This window comes from Dokdonia sp. R78006, assembly GCF_042466145.1.
GTDB lineage: Bacteria > Bacteroidota > Bacteroidia > Flavobacteriales > Flavobacteriaceae > Dokdonia.
Map to the genome: position 1 here is coordinate 769,345 of NZ_JAXHBU010000001.1, position 25,781 is coordinate 795,125.

Below are 25,781 nucleotides of genomic sequence, written 5' to 3' on the forward strand. Positions count from 1 at the left end.
AATAAAATTTTAAACAATAATGCTCTACTTATAAATTGGCACTGTAAACCGTTTACTTAAATAACTGTTGTGCTATAGTACTCTTATGCTTCAATAAGTGACTCTAAAAATGCATCACTCATTTCTGTAAAGTCTGTAAATACATAATCTGCTTCATGTAATACAACTTTTTCTCCTATACCTATACTTACCATTCCAGCAGCATTTGCCGCCTGTACTCCCGCAATAGAATCTTCAAAAACGATACAATCTGTACGTTCTATTTTTAAAGCTTCTCCTCCTTTTAAAAATACTTCTGGATCTGGCTTTGCAGCCGTCACATCATTACCATCAACTATAGCTTCAAATTTCTGTATAAGATTAAGCTTTGTTAAGATAGGCCTAGCATTTTTACTAGCACTTCCAAGAGCTACACCTTGATTCTTTTCATGTAAAAAATCAAGTACGCGCACAACGTCTGGAAGAATCTCACTGTCATCCATTGCTTCTATATACTTGAGATATTCTTCATTCTTCTGTATAAGCCAGCGTTCTTTTTGTTCTTGCGTAGCTTGATATGATGCTAGATCTAATAATATTTCAAGTGATCGCACACGGCTTACTCCCTTAAAAAGTTCGTTCTGCTCTTCGGTAAAATCAAAGTTCATTTCTTTGGCAAGATTACGCCATGCGAGGTAATGAAACTTTGCTGTATCTACGATGACTCCGTCTAGGTCAAATAGGAATGCTTTCTTTTTCAATGTTAAGTTATTTTCGTGCGTATTGCTTTTTAATGAAAGGCAAACGCTTGTGTTGATTTTCATTTTTTCGCGAAAGCGATACTATTTAATTCGCTTCGTACTTTCTCGTTCTACAAGGCTCGTTTCTATGTAAGCTGTTGTGTACTCTTCTATCTCCTCTTCCGGACGTTCTAGTTTATTAATGAGAAGCTCTGCTGCCTTACGCCCCATTTGTTCACCGTGCTGACTTACCGTAGTAAGACTAGGCACAAAATGCTTAGACAACTCACCATCTGAGAAGCTCACAATGCCAACGTCATTAGGAATTGATTTACCTGCCTCCATGATATATTTGGCAGCAGTTACTGCAAAAATCTCATTTATGGTAAACACGCCATCTATATCTTTTCCCTTTAAGAAATGCTTGATGCGCGCCATAGTCTTATCATTAAGATCATCTATTGCGTCTAACTTTAAAATAAGATCTGTGTCTATTTTTATTCCTGCAGACTCTAGTGCTTCTATGTAACCTTTGGTTCTTAATTTCCCTACTGTTATATAGTCATCTGTAGTAATGATTGCAATTTTTTTACATCCTGTTCTTATAAGATGATTCACTCCTAGTTTTGCACCTTCCCTATCATCTATGAGTACTTTATCACATGGAATTTCATCCACAATACGGTCAAACATTACGACTGGCATTCCTTGATCAATAGCCTCTGTAAGGTGTCTAAAGTCATCCTTTTGCATAGTTTCCTTAGACAAAGAAAGGATAAATCCATCTGTACTACCATTTGCGAGAAGTTCCATATTGAGAACCTCTTTATCAAAATCATTATTTGACAGCGTTATAATCACATTATAATTATGCTCCCTAGCCATTTGCTCTACTCCACGTATAACGGTAGTAAAAAAGTGGTGTACAATCTGTGGTATAATTATCCCAATAGTGCGCGTCTTCCTATTTTTAAGACTTAATGCAATATTATTAGGCTTATAATTATAGAGTTTTGCAAAGGCCTTGATCTTCTGGCGAGTGTCCTCACTTATCTCTGCACTATCGCGCAATGCTTTAGAAACAGTAGAGATAGAGACGTCAAGTTCTTTGGCAATTAATTTTAAGGTGAGTTTTCTTTTCATAATGGTATTGTAAAAATAGGATTACTAGTGGCTAGAGTACAATTTAGTTAAAACCTTTTGGGTACGAAAACGATGTATTCTTAATAAGTTATTATTATTTACACGAATTTGTTATTTTTCTTTCTACTTTAAAGCATTTTATGCAAAATACGAGTTTGCTTACAGCACCTTTAAAAAACACGTTTTTTAAAGAGAAATCTAAAAAAAACAACTCATAACGAGTGTTTATTATGCTCCTAATCAACTCAAATACTTAACGTTACACCATTAATACTATATCATATATATGAAAGAAATTACAAAATGGAGTATCACAGTAGCTCTAGCCGGATTTTTATTTGGTTTTGACACTGTAGTAATAAGTGGGGCAAATTCTCCTATTAAAGAACTTTGGAACTTATCTCCATTTATGCACGGTACCTTTATCATGAGTATGGCTTTATGGGGAACGGTAGTAGGTTCTTTACTAGGTGGTTTTCCCACCAAAATATTAGGACGTAAAAAAACGCTGTTCTGGATAGGTATTTTATTTTTTGTCTCTGCCTTAGGGTGTGCACTTACTCAAGACCCTTATACCTTTTCTGCCTTTCGATTTATAGGAGGCATAGGTGTAGGAGTATCCTCTGTGGCGGCTCCTATTTATATAACAGAAATAAGCTCGGAGTCTAACCGTGGTAAGCTGGGAGGTTTATACCAATTTTGGTTAGTTTCTGGTATTCTCATAGCCTTTGTATCAAACTGGTTACTCAAAGGTGTAGATGGCGCAAATGACTGGAGATGGATGCTTGGTATAGAAGCAATACCTGCGCTTATTTATACACTTATGGTAATGAAGGTTCCTAATAGTCCGCGATGGTTAGTTTTACAAAAGAAAGACGATGCAGCAGCGATGCTCGTGCTGCAAAAAATATATAATGGAGCCGCTTCTGCACAACAACGACTTGAAGAAATTAAGCTAGACTTACAACAAAAAACAAGCTCAGAAAATCTATTTCAAAAAAAGTACTCACGCATTTTATGGCTAGGGTTTCTCATTGCATTTTTTAATCAGTTATCTGGAATCAACTTTGTGCTATACTACGCACCTCAAATTCTAGAACAAGCGGGGCTAGGAGGAGCCGAGTCACTCTTCAATTCCATCTCTATAGGAATTGTAAATCTTATATTCACATTCATAGGAGTGCGTTTACTGGATAAATTGGGAAGAAAACAGCTTATTATTATAGGCTCCATAGGCTACATTATAAGCCTAGTCATGGTAGGTATATGTTTCCAGATGGAGCTAAGCGCTACACTACTACTTATCTTCATTTGCACATTTGTTGCATCACACGCTATAGGTCAAGGAGCTGTAATATGGGTATTTCTCTCAGAAATATACCCAAATCGCGTGCGAGCTTATGGTCAATCCTGGGGAACAAGTACCCATTGGGTATTTGCTGCTATCATTACACTCGTGACACCATTCTTTATAGATGATAAAGAAGGGATCATGAGGGACAATCTTTGGAATATTTATTATTTCTTTGCAGGAATGATGGTACTCCAATTGATATGGGCAATTATATACATGCCAGAAACAAAAGGACGTACCTTAGAAGAACTAGAAAAAGACCTCGTAGACCATGCCAAATAATCCACTTAAAGTTGCCTGTTATGGCGAAATCCTCTGGGATGTATTTCCAGATAAAAAACACCTAGGTGGCGCTCCACTCAATGTGGCATTGCGCTTACACTCTTTTGGAGTAGATGTAGCTATGATTTCCACCCTAGGTAATGATGCTTTAGGTAAAGAAGCACTTGCCGAGATTAAAGAGTTTGGGCTAAAGACCAAATATATTCAACGCAATGATAAACCTACGGGTCAAGTAACCGTAGCTCTTGATAAAAAAGGTGTTGCTTCTTATGAGATAGGAGACAATGCTGCTTGGGATGCAATTGCATGGACAGAAGATAATGTAGCAGCAGTCACAGATGCAGACGCCTTGATTATAGGCAGTCTCGTTTTTCGCGAAAGCGTAAATCTAGACGCTATGTTACTTGACACAGAAGAAGAGATTACACCTCCGGTAAATCTGGAAGCGATAGAGGTACTCATAGAACGATCTAAGTTTACAGTTTTTGACTTAAATCTTCGTGCTCCCCATTACGATCTTGAAGTCGTTGTAGGGCTTATGGAAGCGGCCGACATGATAAAGCTCAACGATGAAGAGCTAGAGCTTGTTGTACTAGCAATGGGTATAGAGGCCGAGACGCTGGAAGATGAGCTCAAAATGCTTAGTGCAATGACAGAGACTCCTACCGTTTGCGTTACACTAGGTTCAGAGGGAGCGATGTTACTACATAAAGGTGGCATCCACACTCAAGTAGGTTTTAAAACTAAAGTGGCAGACACCGTAGGCGCAGGAGATAGCTTTCTAGCAACCCTAGTCTTTGGTTTATTATCTGGAGAAACGGCAGAAGATGCACTTGAGGTAGCCTGTGCTATGGGTAGCCTAGTCGCTAGCAAAGCTGGTGCAAATCCAATAGTGCATAATGATGAAGTAAATGACTTACTTGATGATGTTTAGTAATTACGCTTTCGCGAAAATTTGAATTCAATACACTTAGTACGCATACAAAACAACAAAGCCGACTTTAAAAAGTCGGCTTTGTTGTTTATAAATATGAAAGTTTATTGCAAAAGAAAACCTCCCAATTTCTTGAGAGGTTTTTGTACGGGCGAGAAGACTCGAACTTCCACACCGTGAGGCACCAGATCCTAAGTCTGGCGTGTCTACCAATTCCACCACGCCCGCATTTCAACACATCGTCACGTAATAACTTCGTAACGGGGTGCAAATATAATACTTTTTTTCAATCTCAAAATAAATAATTAAAAAAAATAACATTTTATTTCCACATTCTATAACGACACCAGAAGATTTAAATGCTAGCTTATTGACTATGAGATAAATGAAAATATTTTAATAAAATCTACCTAATAGTCAAATTTTCTGAAAAGACAACAAGTGTATCTGTACCAGTCCCTGTTAATCGTTGAGCATATATTTCTATAAAATCTCCGCTCTCCATGGTGACAACTGTATTTATAGATACTGACTGTATTTGTGTATCACCAACAATGAGTACCAATGCGTCAGAGTCATCTACTACAACGCCATTTTTTGCAATAATGAAACTATAAAAATTATTGTCAGCGTTAGTAACTCGCACAGATAATGATGCATTAACTTGAAAATTTCTAACCTTCTTCCCTTCGTAAATTAATCTATTTTTGGCAGGGTTTGATGTAAAACGAAATAATTCCGTATTATCAAAAGACCCATTACCTACTATTGGAACTGCTGTATTATTATTTATGGTTTGTGTAAAACCGGTAGTTATAGCCGAAGTACTATAAAAATTGGCTGTAGATTGATCATCAGTCTCTGTAGGAATACCTGAACAGTTTACATTCCAATCTGTAGTAAAACTAAAATCTGTATAACTTCCAGCAGTATATCTAGACACTAATGTGCCAGCGCCTACAAAGCTTAACCCATTTAAGCTAGCCTCATTAATAATAGTAGGGTTTGCACTTACATCTATACCTATTTCACCAGCGTCTGCCTCTATCCTACCACTTGACATTTGAAAATTATTAAACGTCCCTGAAACCGTCGCAAATGTCCCTGTGTTTGTAGTAGTCCAGAAAACGTTACTCATAAGCAAAGAACCAATATCAGACAGCTCAAAACCATCATTATTATTCACATACTGAGCAATACTAAAAAAAGCCGTTCCTAGAGAATGTAATGTCCCCATAGTGCTAGCCCCAGTAAACACAGTATTATTAACTACCAATAAGTCTGAGCCTGTTCCCGTAATATCAAAAATAGGAGCGCCTCCTCCTGATATGGTGATATTTCTTATTCTACCTGGAGCCCCTTGAAAAAGTGCTGCGCCAGAACCATTAACTATGATATCTTGGGAAGAGTCTACACCTTCAATATAAGCTCCATTCATATTTATAGGAGCATTAAAAATAATGGCTCCATTGATTTCATATAAGAAGTTTGAACTCAGTAAATAAGTAGATCCACCACCTGCAGCCAGCTCTTCTGCCAGATCAGATATATCCTTAACTAGCTTATAATTTTCTCTAGAATTATTAATACTAACTTTTTGCCATGCACCTTCATAATAATAAAAAGCCTCCAATGTAATATCATATACTAATAATCCCTGTGCTGGACTTGTTATGGCCAGCCTTTGAGTGGTTGACATTCTAGGAGTTAAAAGTCCTCCTACTTCAGATTGTATATCAAGTACTGAAGAAGGGTCAGGGCTAGTGGTATTAATTCCAACCTGCGCTGTCATATTCAATGTTAAAAAACAGCCCAGAAAAGACAAAAAAGTAAATATATATCTCATGATATTTTTTTTCAAAAATATATTTTAACAGCAATAGAGAGGTTGAAATTAACATTTTAATCGACGAAATACACAATATTTTATTATTTTAAATGTAAATGCATTTTTATATTGATTTGTTACTAGTAATAATTTGATCAAAACAGATAAAATAAATGAAAAACTGCACATCTAAAAAACTACATACTATCAAAGAACTACCCTTATTTGTACTTTTGAAAAAATTACTATTTGATGAAAAATTCTAAAGAATATATAGCTGAACATAAAGATCGATTCTTAAACGAACTTATTGAGTTATTAAAATTACCAAGTGTAAGTGCAGATCCAGCATTTGCCTCATCTACTAAAGAAACAGCAGAAACTGTAGCGCAGAGTTTACGTGATGCTGGTTGCGATACGGTAGAAATTTGTGAGACCCCTGGTTACCCAATTGTCTATGCAGATAAGATTATAGATAAAAACTTACCTACAGTACTCGTTTATGGACACTATGATGTACAACCAGCAGATCCTATAGAACTATGGGATTCTCCTCCATTTGAACCTGTAATTAAAAAAACAGAGAAGCATCCAGAGGGTGCCATCTTTGCACGTGGCGCTTGTGATGACAAGGGACAAATGTATATGCATGTAAAAGCGCTTGAGTACATGGTTGCAAATGATAAACTTCCTTGCAACGTAAAGTTTATGATTGAGGGTGAAGAAGAAGTAGGAAGCGCAAACCTTGCTTGGTATGTAGAGCGCAACCAAGAAAAACTTGCAAATGATGTCATCCTTATTTCTGACACAGGGATGATTGCCAATGATATTCCTTCTATCACAACCGGCCTTCGTGGTTTAAGTTATGTAGAGGTAGAAGTTACAGGACCTAATCGTGACTTACATTCTGGATTATATGGAGGTGCTGTGGCAAACCCTATAAATGTAATTGCAAAGATGATTGCTAACTTACATGATGAGAACAATCACATCACCGTAAAAGGGTTTTATGACAAAGTGGAAGAGCTTAGCCAACTCGAAAGAGATAAAATGGCAGAGGCTCCATTTTCACTTGAAAATTATAAGAAAGCTCTGGACATCGATGATGTGTACGGAGAAAAAGGATACACCACAAATGAACGCAACTCAATACGACCTACACTTGATGTAAATGGTATTTGGGGAGGCTATATTGGAGAAGGAGCCAAAACAGTAATCGCAAGCAAGGCATATGCAAAAATATCTATGCGCTTAGTTCCTAATCAAGACTGGAAGGAGATTACAGAACTGTTTAAAGCTCATTTTGAAAGCATCGCTCCGGCAGGTGTTACTGTAAAAGTAACTCCTCATCATGGAGGACAAGGTTATGTAACTCCTATAGACAATGTGGCCTATCGAGCTGCTGAGAAAGCATATGAAAAAACTTTTGGAAAGACTCCAATACCTCAACGTAGTGGAGGTAGTATCCCGATTGTAGCTTTATTTGAAAAGGAACTAAAAAGTAAAACTATCCTTATGGGCTTTGGGTTAGATAGTGACGCCATACATTCACCTAATGAACACTTTGGCATTTGGAATTACTTAAAAGGCATTGAGACAATCCCTTATTTCTACGAGTATTTTACAGAGATGAGTAAATAGTACTGCTTTATAAATAAGAAAAAAAGCGTTTTGGTAATCTAGTGATTACTAAGGCGCTTTTTTATTTCACCCCTAACTACCTACGTTTTGGTTCTTAAAATACATCTGTTAGGTCGTCAAATACATAACAAATAATTGTGGTATCATAAATTTTCATAAATTCGGTACAAATATTGATAATAAACCACTAAACATCAATCATATGAAATTTTTTTTAGTAATTATATCACTATTGTTATCAGTTTCTCACTCCTTTGGTCAAACCCTATCGGCGACTCAAGATTATAGAAGTAATAAAGATAAGGAGCATGATCTCAGTACATTTAAAGGTTCTCAATATCTTGAAGATGATTTTAAATTAAGTATTGTTCAAGATAAACTCACTAATAAGGAGACTAAACTATATCTAAGGTATGATGTCTACAGTGATACTTTTGAACGCAAAGTAACTCCAACTAGCTCATCACACACATTTTTAGAGAAAGCTTACGGTGTTGAAGTTTTATATAATAGCCGCTCCTTTACGTACACAAACTTTTCAGATAAAAACAACAACTCGATAATTGGATACATAGAATACATCGGCAACTATGATTCAAATTCATATTTTATTAAACACGAAAAAACACTAAGACTTCCTGAAAAAGCACCAAATCCTCAAGTACCAGATAAGGCTGGAAAAATTAGTGATGATTATTATTTCTTGATTAGTGACAAAACTGGCAAAAAACCTCTCGACGTGACAAAGCGCAACATATATGATTTATTTGCAAATGAAGATAAGGATGCCATAAAAAACATACTCAAAGAAAATAAACTGAAATTTAAAGACCCACTTGATTTAAAGATTTTCCTCAAGAATCTGAATAAATAAAAATTTCAGAAAAAGATTACTACTCTACACTTGTAGAATTAAAATATTATTCTACATTTGTAGAGTAATATTTTAATTTCATACAACAATGACTCTTTCTACTGCCGAAGAACAACTTATGCAACTCCTCTGGGTGAAGGAAAAAGCCTTGATGAAGGATCTTATTAATGGTTATCCAGACCCAAAACCTGCCATCACCACCGTTGCTACGCTCCTAAAACGTATGCAAGACAAGAAGTTTATAGATTATACGCAAAAAGGTAGGTCAAGAGAATATTTTCCCCTCGTCAAAAAAACAGATTACTTCTCAAAGCACGTAAATGGCCTGATTAAAAATTTCTTTAACGATAGTGCTGGACAGTTTGCTTCGTTCTTTACTAGAGAAACAGATTTATCTAAAAATGAATTAGAAGATCTACGAAGGATTATAGATAGTCAACTAAAAGCCAAAAAGAAATGATACTCATCTATCTCTTAAAAAGCGCTTTATGTTTAGGTATCCTATTTGGCTTTTACAAGTTAGCGCTAGAAGGAAAAGCGATGCACCACTTTAAAAGGTTTTACCTCCTGGCAAGTCTTGTATTTTCATTTACGATACCGCTTATCACCTTTACCTACCAAGCAGAGAATGCGCCACAGATTACTCCCATATTTCAAGAATATGTAGAGACCGTTTCTGCGCCAAACGAAGTGCCTGAAGTTTCCGAAGTAGATTATACAAACACCGTTATCTGGGGAATATACCTTCTAGGGATATTCATTTTTGGCACTCGTTTTATTATAAATCTTGTGCGCTTAAAGCGAAAGATAAACCAGGCAGAGCTTCACCCATCATCACACTTTACGCTTGCCCTATTAGAGCAAGTGATAGTACCACACTCTTTTCTTAAATGGATTTTTGTAAATAAACAATCATACACGCAAAAAGAAATAGCTCCAGAAGTACTTGCTCACGAGGCAACTCACGTGCGCCAAAAACACTCCCTAGATATTATTGCCATAGAGTTCATACAGGTCTTGTTCTGGTTTAATCCGCTGGTGTGGTTATATAAGAGTTCTATAAAATTAAATCACGAATTTCTAGCAGATCAAGGTGCTATAGTTGATAAAAGTAATATTGCTATATATCAAAATATACTCTTAAGTTATGCAAGCAGTACTCATCACACTGCGCTCGAGAGTCCTTTTAATTATTCATTAACCAAAAAACGAATCGTTATGTTATCACAATCATTTAGTCGTAAAAAAGTAGTGCTGCGCGCATTACTACTCATTCCTATCATAGGTTTGTGCGTTCTCTTTTTTAATCAAGGAATCATTGCTCAAGAAAAACCTAAAGAGCAAAAGGCACCTCAAACCTCAACCTACGCCACACAGTTTGTAGAAGGAGCAGCACGTAATGGGAAAAATGCGCTTGTAATAGAAGTGAAAAATGACAGCATCTATGTAAATGGACAATATAGTCCACTTGAGAGCTTTCGCAAAAGCGTAGATAATATCACCGCACAGTGGACAAAAGAGGAGTTTGCACAGCCGGTGAGGTCTATGATTTTCAAGGGCAACTCAAAAGAGTTTATTAAAAAAGCAGAAGCAGTTTTTAGACAAACGCAATTGTATAAGGCAAATAACAGTTTACGCCTTATCCCGCCAGCGCCTCCTGCTCCACAAGGTCAATTACCTCCACCGCCTCCACCACCATCGGCAGAGGAGTATTTGGTAAGAATGAGAAAACTAGGCAGTCTATTTATATATGAAGAAAAGGAAATATCATTTGACAAAGCTGTGCTATTAGTTAACAGCAATACATACAATGTAAAAACACCATTTCCATATACAAATCCTCCTAAAACGTATATCTCTAGCATATCTCAAAGTGATCAATCTGCAGAACCAAATAATAAAATTAAAGCTACAAATACAGAGATCAACACTTATAATAAACTAGCAAAAAAATACAATGCAGATCCTGAAAGGGTTATAAATGGAAAAGAAGTCGGTCAGATATATGAAATTTATGATAAAATGACTTCTGCACAGCGAGAGAAGGCTGTTGCATTTCCTAAACTACCGCCACCTCCACCGCCTTCAGCACCTAAAATGGATAAAAAAGTTGGTGTTATATACTCAGACAAAAATGATCAGAGAAAAGCTTTTCAGGATCCAAATAAATATCAAACCATTTTTTCAAATATCGTGGTGCAAGAAACTGAAATCACTCCAGAGTCTCATCCAGAAGAAATAGGTTTCACAGCAAGCTCGATAAATGATGTTTCGAAAAAAATAAACGCTTTTGAGTCATCAGAAAAAGCAATTGCATCTGCACTAGATAAAGAAAATATAAATAGTGAGAACATAACTCTTATAGGTATAAGTAATGGTTCCTTAAATAAGGAAACAATTAAAAATTATAAACTAGGTGGTCAATCTGTAGTCTTAGGTCTCACTAAACAGGAAGACGGCTATCAATATACAGAAACAACATATTTGATAAAAAAAGCAAAGGAAGATTAGTTTTAAAATCAACTCATAACTATTTAGCATTAAGGGCTACACGTTGATACGAAATGAAACTGCTTTCACAACGACCTTCTCTTAAAACAAAGCCAATAACACAGCTATTTATGATCATATATGTAGCTTTGCGGCAATGGATTATAAAAAGGAATTAAGCTGTTTTTTTTACGACTATTTCATGGTCTGGGGAATATCTGATGATGTTGCTAAATATCTGAATGCCCTTATTTTAGGAGTTCTCCTTGTTATTTTAGTTTTATTAGTTGACAGGCTTTTTCGCAGGGTATTGAGGACCATCGCTTACCGCTTTTCAAAAGGATCAAAAACTAATTTTGATGATCTTCTTATTGAAAATAGGGTCCCACGTAGGTTAGCCCATATTTTACCTCTGTATCTTATGTTGGGCTTTTTGCCTATCGTTTTAGGCGACTTTCCAGAGATTCAGCGATTATTTTCTATACTCCTCACATTAGTAGGTATTATACTCGCTTTGCGTATCATACGTGCGTTTCTCCATACTTTACGAGATTATTTTAAAACAGTCCCAGGCCTTAGAGACAAGCCTATAGATAGTTACATACAAGTATTCATGATTATCGCATGGATTCTTATGATCTTCTATGCCATCAGTTTACTTACAGATGTTTCTATAGGTGCTGCCTTAGGAACTTTTGGAGCAGCATCTGCTATTATTCTGCTTATTTTTAAGGATACTATTCTAGGTTTTGTAGCCAGTATTCAAGTTGCCATAAATGATATGGTGCGCATAGGTGACTGGATTACTTTTGAAAAATTTGGCGCAGATGGTGATGTGATTGAAATCAATCTTTCTACTGTAAAAGTGCAAAACTTTGATATGACTATTACTACTATCCCTACCTACTCTCTTATTTCAGATTCTTTCAAAAACTGGAGAGGGATGACAGATAGCCCTGGACGTCGTATCAAAAGGTCGTTATTAATTAAGCAAGACAGCATCAAATTTTTATCTAATGATGATATAGAGAGACTCAAAAAGATTGGGCTAGTATCTAGTTACTTGACTAATATGCAGGGCAAACTAGACAGACTCAATGCAGATGATGATATTGACCGATCTTTACAAATAAATGGTGTAAACCTTACTAATATAGGGCTCTTCCGCAAGTATATGGAGACTTACATCCAAAATCACAGCGCCATTAATAAAGAAATGCTTCTTATGTGTCGCCAGCTTGCGCCTACCGCTCAAGGTGTTCCTCTTGAGGTATACTGTTTTAGTAAAGATAAAGTTTGGGAAAATTATGAGTATATCATGGCAGACCTTTTTGACCATTTTCTAGCTGCCGTATCTTACTTTGATTTGGAATTATTTGAATACCCAAGTGGTGACAATTCTCCAAAATTTATTGACTCTTCAGATTTTGAGTAGGTACGCTTTCGCGAAAGCGTAAAAGAAAAACACTGCAACATTTTATAATTTATACAGTCTCTATGTTATAGAGACTGGTACTCGTGTGCGCTACTCTGAAAAGTGATACATACGAAAAGCAGCCAAAGCATCGTTCTATACACCATACACATCATCAATCATCTTGCTGAACTTCAATCACCCAGCGACTATTAAATAAACGAACCGTACTATGATTCAATCTTTCTTTATTCTTTGCTCTGGAGCAGATCGTGACGTGCTGGACACCTGCTCTCGCGGCGAAAAAAACAAATATGCAGGTATAGGTGCTACTGTATTTTTTACGGCAATTCTTGCAACCATTGCTGCTACTTACGCACTATTTACAGTATTTGATAATGTATATAGAGCTTTGCTATTTGGTATGCTATGGGGCTTAGTTATCTTTAATCTTGATCGCTTTATTGTCTCTACACTTAAGAAACGTGACCAGTGGTGGAAAGAATTTGGGATGGCAGTGCCTAGACTTATTCTTGCGGTCATTATCGCTGTAGTAATCTCAAAACCACTAGAACTTAAAATCTTTGAGAAAGAAATAGACCGCGTGATACTCAGTCAAAAAAATGAGTTTACCGTTCAAAATCAAGGAGAGATACTCGCGCAGTACACCCCAGAAATCAATAAACTGGATGACCAAATAGCTGCTGCAAAACAGGAAATCGCTACCAAAGAAACAGAAGTAAATAACCTTTATGAAATCTACATAGACGAGGCCGAAGGCACTGCTGGGACAGAACTTCTAGGCAAAGGACCAGTATACCAAGAAAAACGAGACAAACACGATGCCGCTCTTACAGAACTCGCACTTCTTAAAACCACAAATGCAGAAAAGATAACTCAAGCCGAAGCCCAGAAAACACTGCTACGTGATGAGTTCAATACTGCTGTAAGCACGAGTCAGCCCATTATAAATAACTTTGACGGATTAATGGCGCGCATAGATGCGATGGAAGAACTCCCATGGATGCCTTCTCTTTTTATTTTCTTACTATTTCTTGCGATAGAGACGGCACCTATATTTTCTAAGCTCATCTCGCCTATGGGTGAGTATGATATAAAACTTGCAGACCACGAGCTCACCATAAAAGAATGGAGTGCACAAAAAGCCTTACAACGCAAGATCCTTACAGAGACAGATCATATTGTAAATGATCGCGTGTATACAGACATCGCTCAAGATGAAGAGCTATACAACTACAAGAAAAAAATGGCTAAAGAAATTATGAAACGCCAGCAAGATGCCTTTTACAGGCGGCAGACTAAAATTTTAGGATAACGAATTTGATTCTTTTTTCTAAGATGAATATTAGGTAGAATCCTCACAAATGGTTGCTAGAAGGTAAAGCGCATTTGCACATCAATCTCTTCTTCTTTTACAGCCTTTTCTGCATCCTTCTTTTTGCGGTCTTCGGTATTAAGATTAGATAAAGAAATGCCTAAGAGACGCACGCTATTTTTCATTTTCTCTTGATAGAGCAAATCTTTTGCGGTTTCTAAAATAATTTCCTTTGACCGCACATAGAGCTCCAGTGTTTTAGACCGAGTTTGTAATGTAAAGTCTGAGTACTTTATTTTTAGAGTGATTGTTTTTCCTGCGACTTTACTTTTAGCGAGACGCTTCTCAACCTCTTCGGCGATAAGATCTAGTTTTTCAAGCATAAAGACTTCAGAAGTGATGTTTTCAGAAAAGGTACGCTCGGCGGCTAGTGACTTTCTAATACGGTTAGGTCTCACCTCACTATATTGGATGCCACGCACGATGTCATAATAATATGCACCACTCTTACCGAAGTTTTCAGAGAGGTATTCCTTAGATTTCATCTTCATATCCATGCCTGTAAAGATGCCATGTAAGTACATCTTCTCGGCAGTCTTCTTACCTATACCGTAAAATTTTCTAATATCTAATTTCTCAAGAAACTCAATAACTTCCTCTGGCGGGATTGTCTTTTGGCCGTTAGGCTTATTAATATCGCTGGCAACCTTGGCAATAAACTTATTGATGCTTATTCCAGCACTCGCATCTAATCCTGTTTTTTCTTTAATGCGTTGTCGTATCCACGAGGCAATAACAGTTGCGCTAGGCATTCCTACTTTATTTTCGGTAACATCTAGGTAGGCTTCATCTAGTGATAACGGTTCTACAAGGTCTGTAAACTCGTGAAAAACCTCTCGTATCTGTGCCGAAATCTCCTTGTACCTGTCAAAATTGGTTTTTACAAAGATGAGCTCGGGACATAGTTTTCGCGCAAGCGCACCTGCCATTGCAGAGCGTACTCCATATTTACGAGCTTCATAACTCGCTGCACTCACTACACCTCGCTCTCCACCACCACCTACAGCAATAGCTTTACCGCGTAAATCTGGATTGTCCAGCTGCTCTACAGATGCATAAAATGCATCCATATCTACGTGAATTATCTTTTTTATAGGCAGCTCAGACATTGTATGCAAGGTACAAAGTACTCAGAAAGTTTTGCACTATAAATCGTAACTTTGAGTATGTCAAAAACAGCAATCGTACTCGGCGCCACAGGACTTACCGGTGGCTTACTAACAGAATTACTTATAAAAGATGCTACGTTTTCTAAAGTGAAAATCTTTACAAGGCGGCCTACCTCTTTTACACACGAAAAGGTAGAAGAGATTATCTGTGACTTGCTCGATACTAGTACTTTTGACAAACAATTTACAGGCGATGTCGTTTATTGTTGCATAGGCACCACAAAAGCCCAAACGCCAGATAGAGATAAGTATCGCGCTATAGACTACGGCATTCCTATTCACACTGCCGAGCTAGCAAAACAACATGGGATAGCAAGTTATATGGTTATTTCTTCGGCGGGAACTTCGGCTAAGAGTCCGTTTTTCTATGTGCGTACAAAAGGTGAGATGGAGCGCGACTTGAGTAAGGTAGGAATTGAGAACACCTACATTATTAAACCTGCTTTTATAAATGGCCGCCCAGATGACGCTCGCAAAGGCGAGAAAGCTCTCAAAATGATGATGGCCGTTATGGACTTCTTTATGGTAGGACCGCTCAAAAAGTGGAAGTCTACACAAGCAAAAGACATTGCTAGAGCAATGGCACAACTTGCAAAACAAACAGTAACCCACACAGACATCACCAATATTGAGATTAAAGAACTAAGCAGTGCCTACCACGTTTAACCACATCACCGTTCCCTCCCAAGACCTTAAAGCGGCGATTGCGTTTTATACAGGCATTGGAATGCAACTTATTGAGCACGAGCCTCAGCATCACGCACATTTTGAAAACAAGGAGCACGAAGTCATTTTTACAGCTTATTATAACCCAAAGCTTTCAGAACAACCCGTAACCGTTTACTTTGAAACAGACGGTATTGAGGTGTTTGAATTACGCTTTCGCGAAAGCGTACTCAGCCCCACAATACACAGAGACTGGGGTGGTAAAGACTTAACACTGCAAGATCCCGATGGGAATCATGTAGTGCTTTACCAAAAGGACACCCCTACTACGGTAACTCCCTGGCAAAAATAAAAGCTATGAACCTCAACCAAATCACCGTACCGTCACTAGATCTTGCAACTTCCATTGCTTTTTATGAGCAACTGGGATTGCGTCTTATTGTAAAAGCCTTGCCACATTATGCACGCTTTGAGTGCCTGGAGGGAGATGCTACGTTTTCTATACATCTTGTAGATGATTTACCTGCAGGTGCTGGAGTAACGGTATATTTTGAAACAGAGCGTTTAGACCAAGAAGTGTCACGATTACAAGGGGAGAATGTTACTTTTGACCTATTGCCCACAGATCGGTCGTGGTTGTGGCGAGAGGCAAGACTTAAGGATCCAGATGGAAATCAAATTATTCTTTACTACGCTGGTGATAATCGCAAAAATCCGCCGTGGCGCATTAACTAAAGGCTAGATATAACAGCAACATTATGTTAGAAATAGAACGAAAATTCCTAGTAACCTCAGCAGCTTTTAAAGAAGTTGCTCAAAAGGCAACTCGCATTACTCAAGGATATCTAAGTACAGATCCTGAGCGAACTGTAAGAGTGCGAATTAAAGGCGAGAAAGGCTTTCTTACCATAAAAGGAAAATCAAACGATAGCGGTACTACCCGTGTAGAAGTAGAAGAAGAAATCGCAGTAGATAAGGCGCAAACGCTTCTATCTCTATGCCTTCCCGGAGTTATAGATAAAACACGTTACGAGTATACCGCAGGTAATCACACTTGGGAAATAGATGAATTTTATGGAGATAACGAAGGGCTAACCATCGCCGAAATAGAACTCAACGCTGAAAAAGAAGATTTTACAACACCAGAATGGATAGGTCAAGAAGTGACAGGAGATAACAAATATTACAACTCGCAGCTATCTAAGAATCCTTTTAAAAATTGGTAATATGAAAATTACATTCACTTTCTTAGCACTCGTACTACTATTAAGTTGTCAATCTAAGGTTGAGACAAACACTAGCACAGTCGCAGCTTCACCTAGTAAAGCACAACAAATTGCAGATCTTAAGGCCAATGGTTTTGAGATATTCGATTATTACGATAATGATATTCAGGACACGGTAATTATGCAAAAGTATTTTCTAGCTTTTCTCAATACGGGACCTAATAGATCACAAGATGAGGAAGAAGCTACAAAGATTCAAAGAGGACACCGCGCACATCTAGGTCGTATGTACAAGCTAGGCTATGCAGATATATCTGGACCTCTTGAAGATAGCTTAGGTATTACACAGGGAATTACAATTTACAATGTCCCAAACCTTGCTACAGCAGATAGTCTAGTACGCCTAGATCCCGCAGTACAAAGTGGCAAGCTTGTGGTAGACATAAAACCGCTTTGGGCTGGAAAAGGATTTGCTTTGAGATAGACATTACCCTCTAGAAACCTCAACTTGCTTCTTGAGTTCATTACCCTGAGCATCTACTACGGTAAGCACATAGGTTCCTACTTGTGGAGCAATGGCTAGTTCATGAAAAAATTCTGTACTGCCTATAAAGTTATTGTCTAAATACCAGAAGAGCTTCGTCTCTGGATTGCGATGAGCTACTTTAAGCACCACATCATTTATTTCCGAATCAAAATTCTTAGGTAAAATAACGCCATCGTTATTTTTGGGATATATAAAAACCATAGGTTGCTCCCCTGAGAATCCGCAATTGGGGAGATAGGGTGGTAACTCTTTATAATCTGGATGCTTTCCTGAATAATAAAAAGCTAATGAAGCCGGTAACGCAAAGTAATTCTTAGCCTTCATTTTATCGAGTTCATAACAATCAGAATTAACGCGATAGGTCTCACTATGATCTACATATACCTGTTTATGATATGGACAGGCAGCACTATGCTCTCCAGCAACAGGAGCCAGAATACTTTCTGTATGCGGGCAATAGACGCTCGCTTTCATTCCACTTTTTGTGCATACGTCTATTTCGGAAAGGGCATCATAAGGCGTGTCAAACCAATTACCGCTCATGGGTAAGCTACGAAGTATATCAAAAAACAATGGAGCCGCTGCTTGAATACCCGTGATGCCTGGTCTACCTTCTCCATCTGCATTTCCTACCCAAACACCTATAGCATATTGAGGTGTAACCCCAACTGCCCAGGCATCTTTAAAACCAAAACTTGTCCCAGTTTTCCAAGCTATGGGCTGCGCATCTTCATAAAACTGCCAGTTCTCCTCACCATTAGGCCTATTTACCGTACGTAAAGTTTCTAACGTATTATATATTGCTCCAGCAGAAAAGACACTCGGTTCACTATGCAAACTCTCCTCGTTCTTATCACAGGTAGCACAACGCTTGCGCAACGTGTATTCCTCAAATGAAGACGCCGAGTACTCACTACTGGACTTATTAAATATATGCAGTGTGTTTGCAATTCCTGCATAGGTTTTTGTCAACTCAAACAGGCTACTTTCTGCCCCACCCAAAATCATAGCAAGTCCATAATGAGAAGCCGGTTTATTAATACCGCCTAGGTTCATTTCCTTAAGATTGCCATAGAATTTATCAAGACCGTATTGTCGTAACAAACGTACAGCAGGAACATTAAGCGATCGAGCCAAAGCAACATCTGCAGCTACTGCGCCACTGTATTCATTATTAAAATTTTGTGGCTGGTAATTATTAATACTCGTGGGAATATCTGCCACCAGCGTTTTAGGTAAGAGCATGCCTTCATCTAGCATTCCGGCATATAAAAAAGGTTTCAGCGTGCTTCCTGTGCTTCGTGACTTTGTTACAATATCAACATCCTTTTGATGCGCGGCATCTGTAGGTGCGTTTCCCACATAACCCACTACTTCCTTCGTATTTACATCTATCACAACCATGGCAAGGTTGTAAATCTCATTCTGCTTTAACTGTCCGTAATGCTCTTTGGCCAGTCTATTTAATGAGCGTTGCAGTGGTACTTTTATAGTGGTCTGGATACGCTCTCCCTCAGACTCTTGTTTTATTCGCTCAACCAGATGTGGCGCTAGTTGTGGTAATGGATAGGGTTTTCCTGGGAGTTTTTCAAGGAGTGATAGCTCGTAAGTAGTTTCATCTATTTCTCCAGTTTCCCAGAGTTTTTTAAGGAGCTCATTACGCTTTCGCGAAAGCGTAACCTCATTTTTACCCGGTCGCACCATACTAGGATTATTAGGTAAAACGGCTAAGGCAGCCATCTGCCCCCAGCTCAAACGATCTGCTGGAAGTCCAAAATATCGCCAAGCGGCAGTCTCTAATCCCACCACATTACCGCCAAAAGGCGCGTAGGTTGCATACATATTAAGAATCTCATCTTTAGCATATCCAGCTTCGAGCCTTGTCGCCTTTATGAGTTCGACTAGCTTTTCCATATAAGAACGTTCTGTTCCTTTTCTAGAAAGTCTAATTACTTGTTGTGTAATGGTACTGCCACCACGGCGCTTATCTGTGGTTATATTTCCCCAGACTGCCTTCCCCATAGCCACGGGATTAAACCCGGGATGCGTATAAAAGTACTCATCTTCAAAAAGAAGAATACACTTCTCAAACTTTACAGGAACGCTTTCTAGCGCAGGAAAACGCCACTGCCCATCACCCGCAATACGCGCACCCAGCAACTCACCTTCTGTACTCTCCACCACTGTCGCGTGCGGATCTTCAAACAATGGTGAAGGCAAAGAGAACAACCAATACATAAAAAATCCCGTCAATATAATGAGCTTGACTTTGTGAGATTTTAAAAACTGTATGATGGAGGTTTTGGTCATTACTACTTCTCAATCAATACCCAATTACCTTTGTTTCTTGCATAATAATTTGCATCATACATTGCTTCTACCTGAGTTCCCGGCAAGTAATACCTACCTAAGTAACTTGCATTGAGACGTACCGTAAACGTTTTTGTGCTGGCTTTACTCATATCAAAATAAAAATTGACTCTATCATCTCTTATATCTGTGTAGCGTGCGCTGCCTTCTGTACCGGCTTGTGCATCTGTAAAGCGTGTATTTACAATTTCCCACCCGCTTGGAAAGATTTGTGTGAGTGCGATATTATCTACATAGTCGCGACTGTTATTACTTACTGTAATTCTTGCAGTAAACTCCTCTCCTTGACGTAGTTTACTAATCGCAATAGGATTTCCTGACCCATCCACAAAGGTGGTATTCACTCTCAGATTTTTACTATCTGTGAGCTCTTTACCTAGTGGTAATTTTCCACTCTGTACTAAGCGCACAAATACAGTATTTTCTTTCTGATTTTTAAGTGTGATGCTATTCTTACCATCTTGTGTCTTAAGATCTCTGATCGCTATGGCTTGTGGCGTGTTTATCACCACTTCCTTAGCGTTTTTCATCATAGACAGCTGCATGGCTTTACCTCCATTTTTAGTCACCATTTTTGCCATCGCGAGTAACGCATAACTTGTCTCTTGCGTACTCAGCCATCTATCTGACGCTAGCGTTTTGGCAATTGATATAGCCAATTCTTTTTGCTTAGCATCATTCATAACCACCATTGTTTCTAGTGCCATCGCTCTGTTACGATACACAGAACCATAGGTGTGGTAGTCATAATTTTTGGGCTTAAAATCAATATTTGCCGTTACTGTTAGTTCGCGAGCTACTTTCTCCTGCCCCACAAGTGCATAGGCTCCTGCTAGTCTCCATTTGCTCTCGTTTGATAGGTTTCCGTTTTCGCGCAAGCGGTTCATTGCCGCAAGATCTGGTTGTCCAGCTAGAGCAAGGGTATATAAACGATACGCTTGCATTAAGGTGGCATTATAGGCATACTGCCCTGCTCGCCACTCGCGGGCTGCTTTTTTCTGGAAACGCAGCCAGTTACTCATAAAAGTGAGTGGCAATGCATAGCCTTTCTTTTGTGCTTCTATCATAAAATGACCTGCGTAACTTGTGCCCCAGTCATCTGCTTCTGATTCTCCTTGCCAGTAACCAAGACCACCATCTGCATTCTGGAATCTTCCTAGACGGGTAATTCCGTTTTTGATGTGTTGTTGTGATTCGGCTTTTTGCTCATAAGTCAGATCAAAAATATCACTCAAGAATAATTGCGGAAATACGCCAGACGTAGTTTGCTCTACACAACCGTGTGGATAGCGTATCAAATATTGCATACGCTTTGTAAAATCCATAGGTGGTAATGTCGAAAATTCTAAAGCGCTTTCATTTGTTCCTGCTACACCAAAGGTTGAATAATCAATGGTAAGATCTCCGCTAGCGTCTAGTTCATAATCGGTTACTTGTTGCGTGATAGGGTTTGGATTTTCTACATCGATTTCTACTTCATAGGTTGCACGTTCTCCGTGACCCTCTACGATAATTTGTACGGTTTGCACTTCTGTTGCGGCTTGCATATCAAACTCAAATGGCACTATTTTTTCTCCCACTTGCGTGAAATTTACCGTTTTCACATTCCCGTCAGACGCTTTAAAAGCTTCAGAAGTTTTTATCGTAATCTTAGCCTGCTTGATTTTACTTTCCATGGCAAACACGGTAACGGGTAAAATCACGTGCTCTCCTGGAGATAATTTTCGCGGAAGCGAACCTAGCACCATCAATGGTTTACGCACAGCCACCGTTTTGTCTGATTTACCGTAAGCGCTTTTTGTGGCATCTCCAGCAATCACCATCGCACGTACAGAGCCTACATAATTTGGCATTTTTATAGTGTGTGATTTTGTTTCATTTTCGCTTAAAGCAAAAGGACCTAAAAAGCTAACAACGGGTTTAAAACGTTCTGCTTTTCGGTTTTTGGCAGCACTTCCTGCATCACCTCCACCTATTGCATAAATATTATCTACACTACCAGAATATGCACCGATTACATAATCATACATGTCAAACGACTTTACTCCGAGCGCTTCCCTACTATAAAAATGCTTGTGAATCTCTGGTGTTTGAAATCTCGTAAGATCCAGCAAGCCATCATCTACCACAGCGATGGTATAAGTCATTGCTTTGCTGTTTTTCTCACTTACCTTTATCGTATAATTCTCCTCTGGCTTGAGAACATCTGGCATGGATATTTGTGGTTGTAACACCGTATTAACATCCTCCACAAGCAACGGAATCACACCGTATAACCTGATAGGCAAATCATTTGCCGACTGTTCATGGGGCTGCAATAAAGCAATGTTTACATACACATTAGGCGCCATCTCTGAGGTAACAGGAATACGTACTTCCGTTTCTCCTTTAACCGCATCTACCCAGTACGTTTCTAATACGTTTGTACCATTTTCAATACTTACGAGCGCTCTTCCAGCAGACGATGAAGGGAATTTAATGATGGCTTTTTCTCCTACATTATATTTCTCTTTATCTGCAGAGAAAACGAGCATCTTTGCACTCTCAGGATCACTTTGTAAACCACTCCAGTTTCTATAGAAATATGCGATGCGTCCCGTGGCGTGACCACTCTCTGGGTCTAAAATTCTAATGAGATAACGACCGCTTTCTTTTTCTGGGATATTTACATTAAAACTTGTTTTTCCATTTGCTCTAGAAGTAACCGTGAAGTTTTGCACGGGCGTGTGCACAGTTCCTGTCTCGTAACTTGAGTAATTATCATTATTCCGATTCCACCACCAGCGCCATTCCATTTTAAAGACTTTTACTTCCAGCTTACGATTGCCCGCTGGATTTCCTTGTGCATCTGTTGTCGCAAGATCAAATGCTGTATTCTCATCTGTATAGTAGCTGCCGTAGGCTCTACTTTCTGGTGAGCGTAAGCCTACAAAATGCTCAAAAGGCGAGACATCTTTACTAACGACATCTAGTGAAAAATCACCACCACCTTCATATGCTTTTGTCACAAACGTAGCTTTAAGCATTCCTGAAGCGCGCTTACTGAGTTCTAGTTTCTTATTGATTTTAGTACTTCCCTCATTGTCTAGTTTACCATCTAGCACATTAATTTCTACCTCATCAAAACGACGGATAGGATCATAAAAATTATATTTAGGAAACTTCTTGAAACCGCTATTTGAACTGCGGATGGTAGCGTCACTTACAATTTTGAGATTGCGTGCTAGTGCTCCGTGGAGCCATTTTACGGTTGCAGTACCCTCTATACTACCACTTGCATCTAGTATTTCATCCTCAAATTCTAAATTAACCTTGAGTCGGTTAGGCTTTATAGTTTCTACTTTAAGAGACTTATAAAATGTTGCTCCTCCTACAGAGATGGTCGCATTATAATTTCCAGTAGGAGCCGTTTGTGTTGTTGGGACAGGGAAATAGTAAAAATTATTAAGCGAGCGTTCATTACTTTGAGATGTTCCCTCTTTACTAGTGAGTACCTTTCTGTACATCAACTTCCCTCTAGGGTCTGTAACTTCAAGTTTTACTGGATGATCTTTAGGCAGCGGATTTGCTTTATCGTCTAGTGTAAATGTAAGATGTATCGTATCTCCTGGACGATGCACACCGCGCTCCAAATATGTAAAACCTTTAAGACCTTTTTCTAACTGGTTACCAGAAATATCAAACTTACTCATAGACAAACTATGCCCGTCTTCTAGTTTTAAATATGCATAATTGTTATCCTTTACTGCTATGGCAAACACAGGAAAACCTTTTGGTGTAACTCTTGCTATCCCTGTCGCATCTGTAGTTACAGTACCTATAGCTTGTTTCTGGTAGTTATATAATGTGATCTTTGTATTTGCTTCTGGGGTAGTTGTAATAATATCTGCCGCTGCAAAAAGGTAAGAATTGTCTTTTCCTTTCTTAACAATAAGACCAAGGTCAGAACCTAGCAGGTTGCTATTGATAAATCTACCTTCTTGATAATAAGCAGGGTGGCAAGGATTATCTTCTTGCTCCCAGTTATACACTTGCTTACGCCATCTATAGATACGGTTATCCCAGTATTGTTCCTCTCTCGTATCTTCATCTGCACTTTCTGCTTCTGTGTTTGAGTTATCATAATAATCTTCTTCATAGTAATAATCATCATAGCTATCATCATCTACAGCTGTAGATGTATCATCTGTACATTCAAAGATTGCGTATGCTGGCTTATAACTTATCTCTATACGATATAGTGCTCCTGGATCTGCCTTAAACACCGTTGATAGATCAATACCATGAGCTTTCCACTGCCCATTATCTAGGTCTTCTTTATTTGCTATTTGTATGGTTTTCTTTGCTATCCTGCGGCCTACTCTTTTTAGGTTATAGGTACTTTCATCATTGAGTTGTCCATCTTGTAAAAACTGTAACACATTGTTTTCAAAAATCTTAATGATTCTTACATCTACGTGGCTCAAGCTTACGGCTTCAAAGTAAAAAGGAGTGCTCGCAGAATTAGGTAAAATCACCCCATTAGTTATGGCGCGCACAGCAGGTTTTACCTGCTCAAAACTTATTGATTCTTGAAACTGCTCTTTAAGCCTATATCCATCTGTGCTTTTAATACCTTCAAAAACCTCAACCAGTGCATTACCTACAATTTTAGTCTCTGGATATACGGTAAGTACATTACCATTTACCTCAAAACGAAGGTTACCACCTTGCTGGATAGTTACCAGTCCGGCAAAATTTTGCTTGTCTTGTATAGGGTCAGAAAAGTTAATTGCCAGTGAGGCATTTGCTCCTCTAGTTTGATCAATACCTATAATTTTAAAGTTACTACGACCAGGGATTTCTACGGTATTTTCTCCTTTAGTTTCTTTTGCTCCTATCGCTTTACCATTCCATGATATTTCAATTTTTGAGTCCTCTTCGGCTCTTGAGATACTGTCTATTCTAAAGGAATGAAATCTAGCATAAGCATCTTCGCTAAACCATTTGATAGATAATGCGTTTCCATTTTGTGTAGCATTTATGAGTTGTTGCGCTTTCGCGAAAGCGATATCATCACTTCCCTCTATCTGTCCTTCTAGATAGTTATATTCTTTACTATACGACTGTAATGCACGCAGATTCACTTTAAAATCTGGCGTGATAGTCTTGAAAGAAAAGTGAAATTCATCCATCCCTTTTTCTAGATCATCATAGAGTTTGTCTAGAAAAACAGTCACCTCATACGCCACATCTGCTTCTAGTGGTTCACTAGGCACAAATTCTAATAATCGCTGGTTACGCACGGTTAACTTTCCAGAGATACTTGGACTTATTTTTAATATATCTGCAGGTATTTCTTGATCTAGCTCAAACTGCGTGAGTGCCTTTGCTAGCTCTACTCTTATAGGACTCTTTACAGACTGGCGCCCCTCTGTTGTGTATGAAATATAGTCTTTAAATTTAAAAAGGTTATCTGTTGCAGATGGTGTTTTATCGCAAGAAATGACAATTAGTAGTACGGCGAGAAAGGCGAGTAGATGGTTTTTACGCATTGATAGTGATTGTGTTAGGTGCCCAAAACTAAGGTTTACTCATTGATAAAAAAACGTAAATCGCTTAAATAATGAGTGCTTAAATTCAAGCCGAAAACAGCTCATATTAAACAAGTTAGTGACTGATTGATATAGAATTCTGGTAGTGTGGTTACTTGTTCAACGGAAATGTTAAAACAACTAGTATAAGGCAA

General features: G+C 38.4%; 19 protein-coding genes and 1 tRNA gene. 13 read left to right on the forward strand and 7 right to left on the reverse strand.

The genetic code is table 11. The features are described 5' to 3' along the window. Positions 1-83: 83 nt before the first annotated feature. The gene (gene pgmB, locus SJY37_RS03530; RefSeq protein ID WP_298329681.1) at positions 84-740 is read right to left on the reverse strand and encodes a beta-phosphoglucomutase; all 657 of its coding nucleotides are present in this window, start codon (positions 738-740) and stop codon (positions 84-86) included. Positions 741-821: 81 nt separating this feature from the next. After that, positions 822-1,862, reverse strand: a complete 1,041-nt coding sequence (locus tag SJY37_RS03535; protein ID WP_013750926.1) for a LacI family DNA-binding transcriptional regulator — start codon at positions 1,860-1,862, stop codon at positions 822-824. A 286-nt stretch (positions 1,863-2,148) separates the two neighbouring features. Here SJY37_RS03535 and SJY37_RS03540 point away from each other — a divergent pair, with 286 nt between their 5' ends. Further along, positions 2,149-3,498, forward strand: a complete 1,350-nt coding sequence (locus tag SJY37_RS03540; protein ID WP_298329686.1) for a sugar porter family MFS transporter — start codon at positions 2,149-2,151, stop codon at positions 3,496-3,498. Next, positions 3,488-4,432 (forward strand): carbohydrate kinase, encoded by a 945-nt coding sequence (locus tag SJY37_RS03545; protein WP_298329689.1) that lies wholly within the window; start codon positions 3,488-3,490, stop codon positions 4,430-4,432. The genes SJY37_RS03540 and SJY37_RS03545 overlap by 11 nt, the downstream gene beginning before the upstream one ends. A 146-nt stretch (positions 4,433-4,578) precedes the next feature. Here SJY37_RS03545 and SJY37_RS03550 read toward each other — a convergent pair. Together SJY37_RS03550 and SJY37_RS03555 are read right to left on the reverse strand one after the other, a co-directional pair. Further along, positions 4,579-4,660, reverse strand: a tRNA-Leu gene (locus tag SJY37_RS03550). A 178-nt stretch (positions 4,661-4,838) separates the two neighbouring features. Continuing rightward, positions 4,839-6,224, reverse strand: a complete 1,386-nt coding sequence (locus tag SJY37_RS03555) for a cell wall anchor protein (RefSeq protein WP_298329692.1) — start codon at positions 6,222-6,224, stop codon at positions 4,839-4,841. A 288-nt stretch (positions 6,225-6,512) separates the two neighbouring features. On the opposite strand from SJY37_RS03555, the gene SJY37_RS03560 reads away from it, so the two are divergent. The 6 genes from SJY37_RS03560 (at position 6,513) to SJY37_RS03585 (ending at position 14,015) form a co-directional block, all read left to right on the forward strand. After that, the gene (locus tag SJY37_RS03560; RefSeq protein WP_298329695.1) at positions 6,513-7,901 is read left to right on the forward strand and encodes a dipeptidase; all 1,389 of its coding nucleotides are present in this window, start codon (positions 6,513-6,515) and stop codon (positions 7,899-7,901) included. A gap of 202 nt (positions 7,902-8,103) precedes the next feature. Next, complete coding sequence (locus tag SJY37_RS03565; RefSeq protein WP_298329698.1) at positions 8,104-8,775, forward strand: hypothetical protein; 672 nt, start codon at positions 8,104-8,106, stop codon at positions 8,773-8,775. A gap of 88 nt (positions 8,776-8,863) precedes the next feature. Then, positions 8,864-9,235: a BlaI/MecI/CopY family transcriptional regulator gene (locus SJY37_RS03570; RefSeq protein ID WP_298329701.1), complete on the forward strand. Its 372-nt coding sequence runs from the start codon at positions 8,864-8,866 to the stop codon at positions 9,233-9,235. Further along, entirely contained in the window at positions 9,232-11,286 is a 2,055-nt protein-coding gene (locus SJY37_RS03575; protein ID WP_298329704.1) for a M56 family metallopeptidase, read from the forward strand. Before SJY37_RS03570 ends, SJY37_RS03575 begins: the two co-directional genes overlap by 4 nt. Positions 11,287-11,686: 400 nt before the next feature. Continuing rightward, on the forward strand, positions 11,687-12,700 hold the full coding sequence (locus SJY37_RS03580) for a mechanosensitive ion channel family protein (protein ID WP_379952822.1): 1,014 nt from the start codon (positions 11,687-11,689) through the stop codon (positions 12,698-12,700). Between the two features lie 211 nt (positions 12,701-12,911). Further along, positions 12,912-14,015: a DUF4407 domain-containing protein gene (locus tag SJY37_RS03585; RefSeq protein ID WP_298329709.1), complete on the forward strand. Its 1,104-nt coding sequence runs from the start codon at positions 12,912-12,914 to the stop codon at positions 14,013-14,015. A gap of 56 nt (positions 14,016-14,071) precedes the next feature. Here the strand turns inward: SJY37_RS03585 and dinB are convergent, their stop codons facing one another. Beyond that, complete coding sequence (dinB, locus tag SJY37_RS03590) at positions 14,072-15,184, reverse strand: DNA polymerase IV (RefSeq protein WP_298329711.1); 1,113 nt, start codon at positions 15,182-15,184, stop codon at positions 14,072-14,074. Between the two features lie 57 nt (positions 15,185-15,241). Between dinB and SJY37_RS03595 the strand changes: the two genes are divergently transcribed. Genes SJY37_RS03595 through SJY37_RS03615 form a run of 5 tightly spaced genes read left to right on the forward strand, consistent with a single transcriptional unit; the run spans position 15,242 to position 17,620 of the window. Continuing rightward, complete coding sequence (locus tag SJY37_RS03595) at positions 15,242-15,910, forward strand: NAD(P)H-binding protein (RefSeq protein ID WP_298329714.1); 669 nt, start codon at positions 15,242-15,244, stop codon at positions 15,908-15,910. Then, the gene (locus tag SJY37_RS03600; RefSeq protein WP_298329718.1) at positions 15,894-16,262 is read left to right on the forward strand and encodes a VOC family protein; all 369 of its coding nucleotides are present in this window, start codon (positions 15,894-15,896) and stop codon (positions 16,260-16,262) included. Before SJY37_RS03595 ends, SJY37_RS03600 begins: the two co-directional genes overlap by 17 nt. A 5-nt stretch (positions 16,263-16,267) precedes the next feature. Next, positions 16,268-16,645 carry a VOC family protein gene (locus SJY37_RS03605; protein WP_298329721.1) on the forward strand — a complete coding sequence of 126 codons (378 nt, stop codon included), beginning with the start codon at positions 16,268-16,270 and terminating at the stop codon, positions 16,643-16,645. A gap of 23 nt (positions 16,646-16,668) precedes the next feature. Continuing rightward, positions 16,669-17,136 carry a CYTH domain-containing protein gene (locus SJY37_RS03610; protein WP_298329724.1) on the forward strand — a complete coding sequence of 156 codons (468 nt, stop codon included), beginning with the start codon at positions 16,669-16,671 and terminating at the stop codon, positions 17,134-17,136. A gap of 1 nt (position 17,137) precedes the next feature. After that, on the forward strand, positions 17,138-17,620 hold the full coding sequence (locus SJY37_RS03615; protein ID WP_298329727.1) for a YciI family protein: 483 nt from the start codon (positions 17,138-17,140) through the stop codon (positions 17,618-17,620). A 3-nt stretch (positions 17,621-17,623) separates the two neighbouring features. On the opposite strand, the gene pbpC is transcribed toward SJY37_RS03615, so the two are convergent. Then, positions 17,624-19,993, reverse strand: coding sequence for a penicillin-binding protein 1C (gene pbpC / locus SJY37_RS03620; RefSeq protein ID WP_298329731.1), 2,370 nt, complete (start codon positions 19,991-19,993; stop codon positions 17,624-17,626). Positions 19,994-19,995: 2 nt separating this feature from the next. Beyond that, positions 19,996-25,587: an alpha-2-macroglobulin gene (locus tag SJY37_RS03625; protein WP_379952823.1), complete on the reverse strand. Its 5,592-nt coding sequence runs from the start codon at positions 25,585-25,587 to the stop codon at positions 19,996-19,998. Positions 25,588-25,781 lie beyond the last annotated feature (194 nt).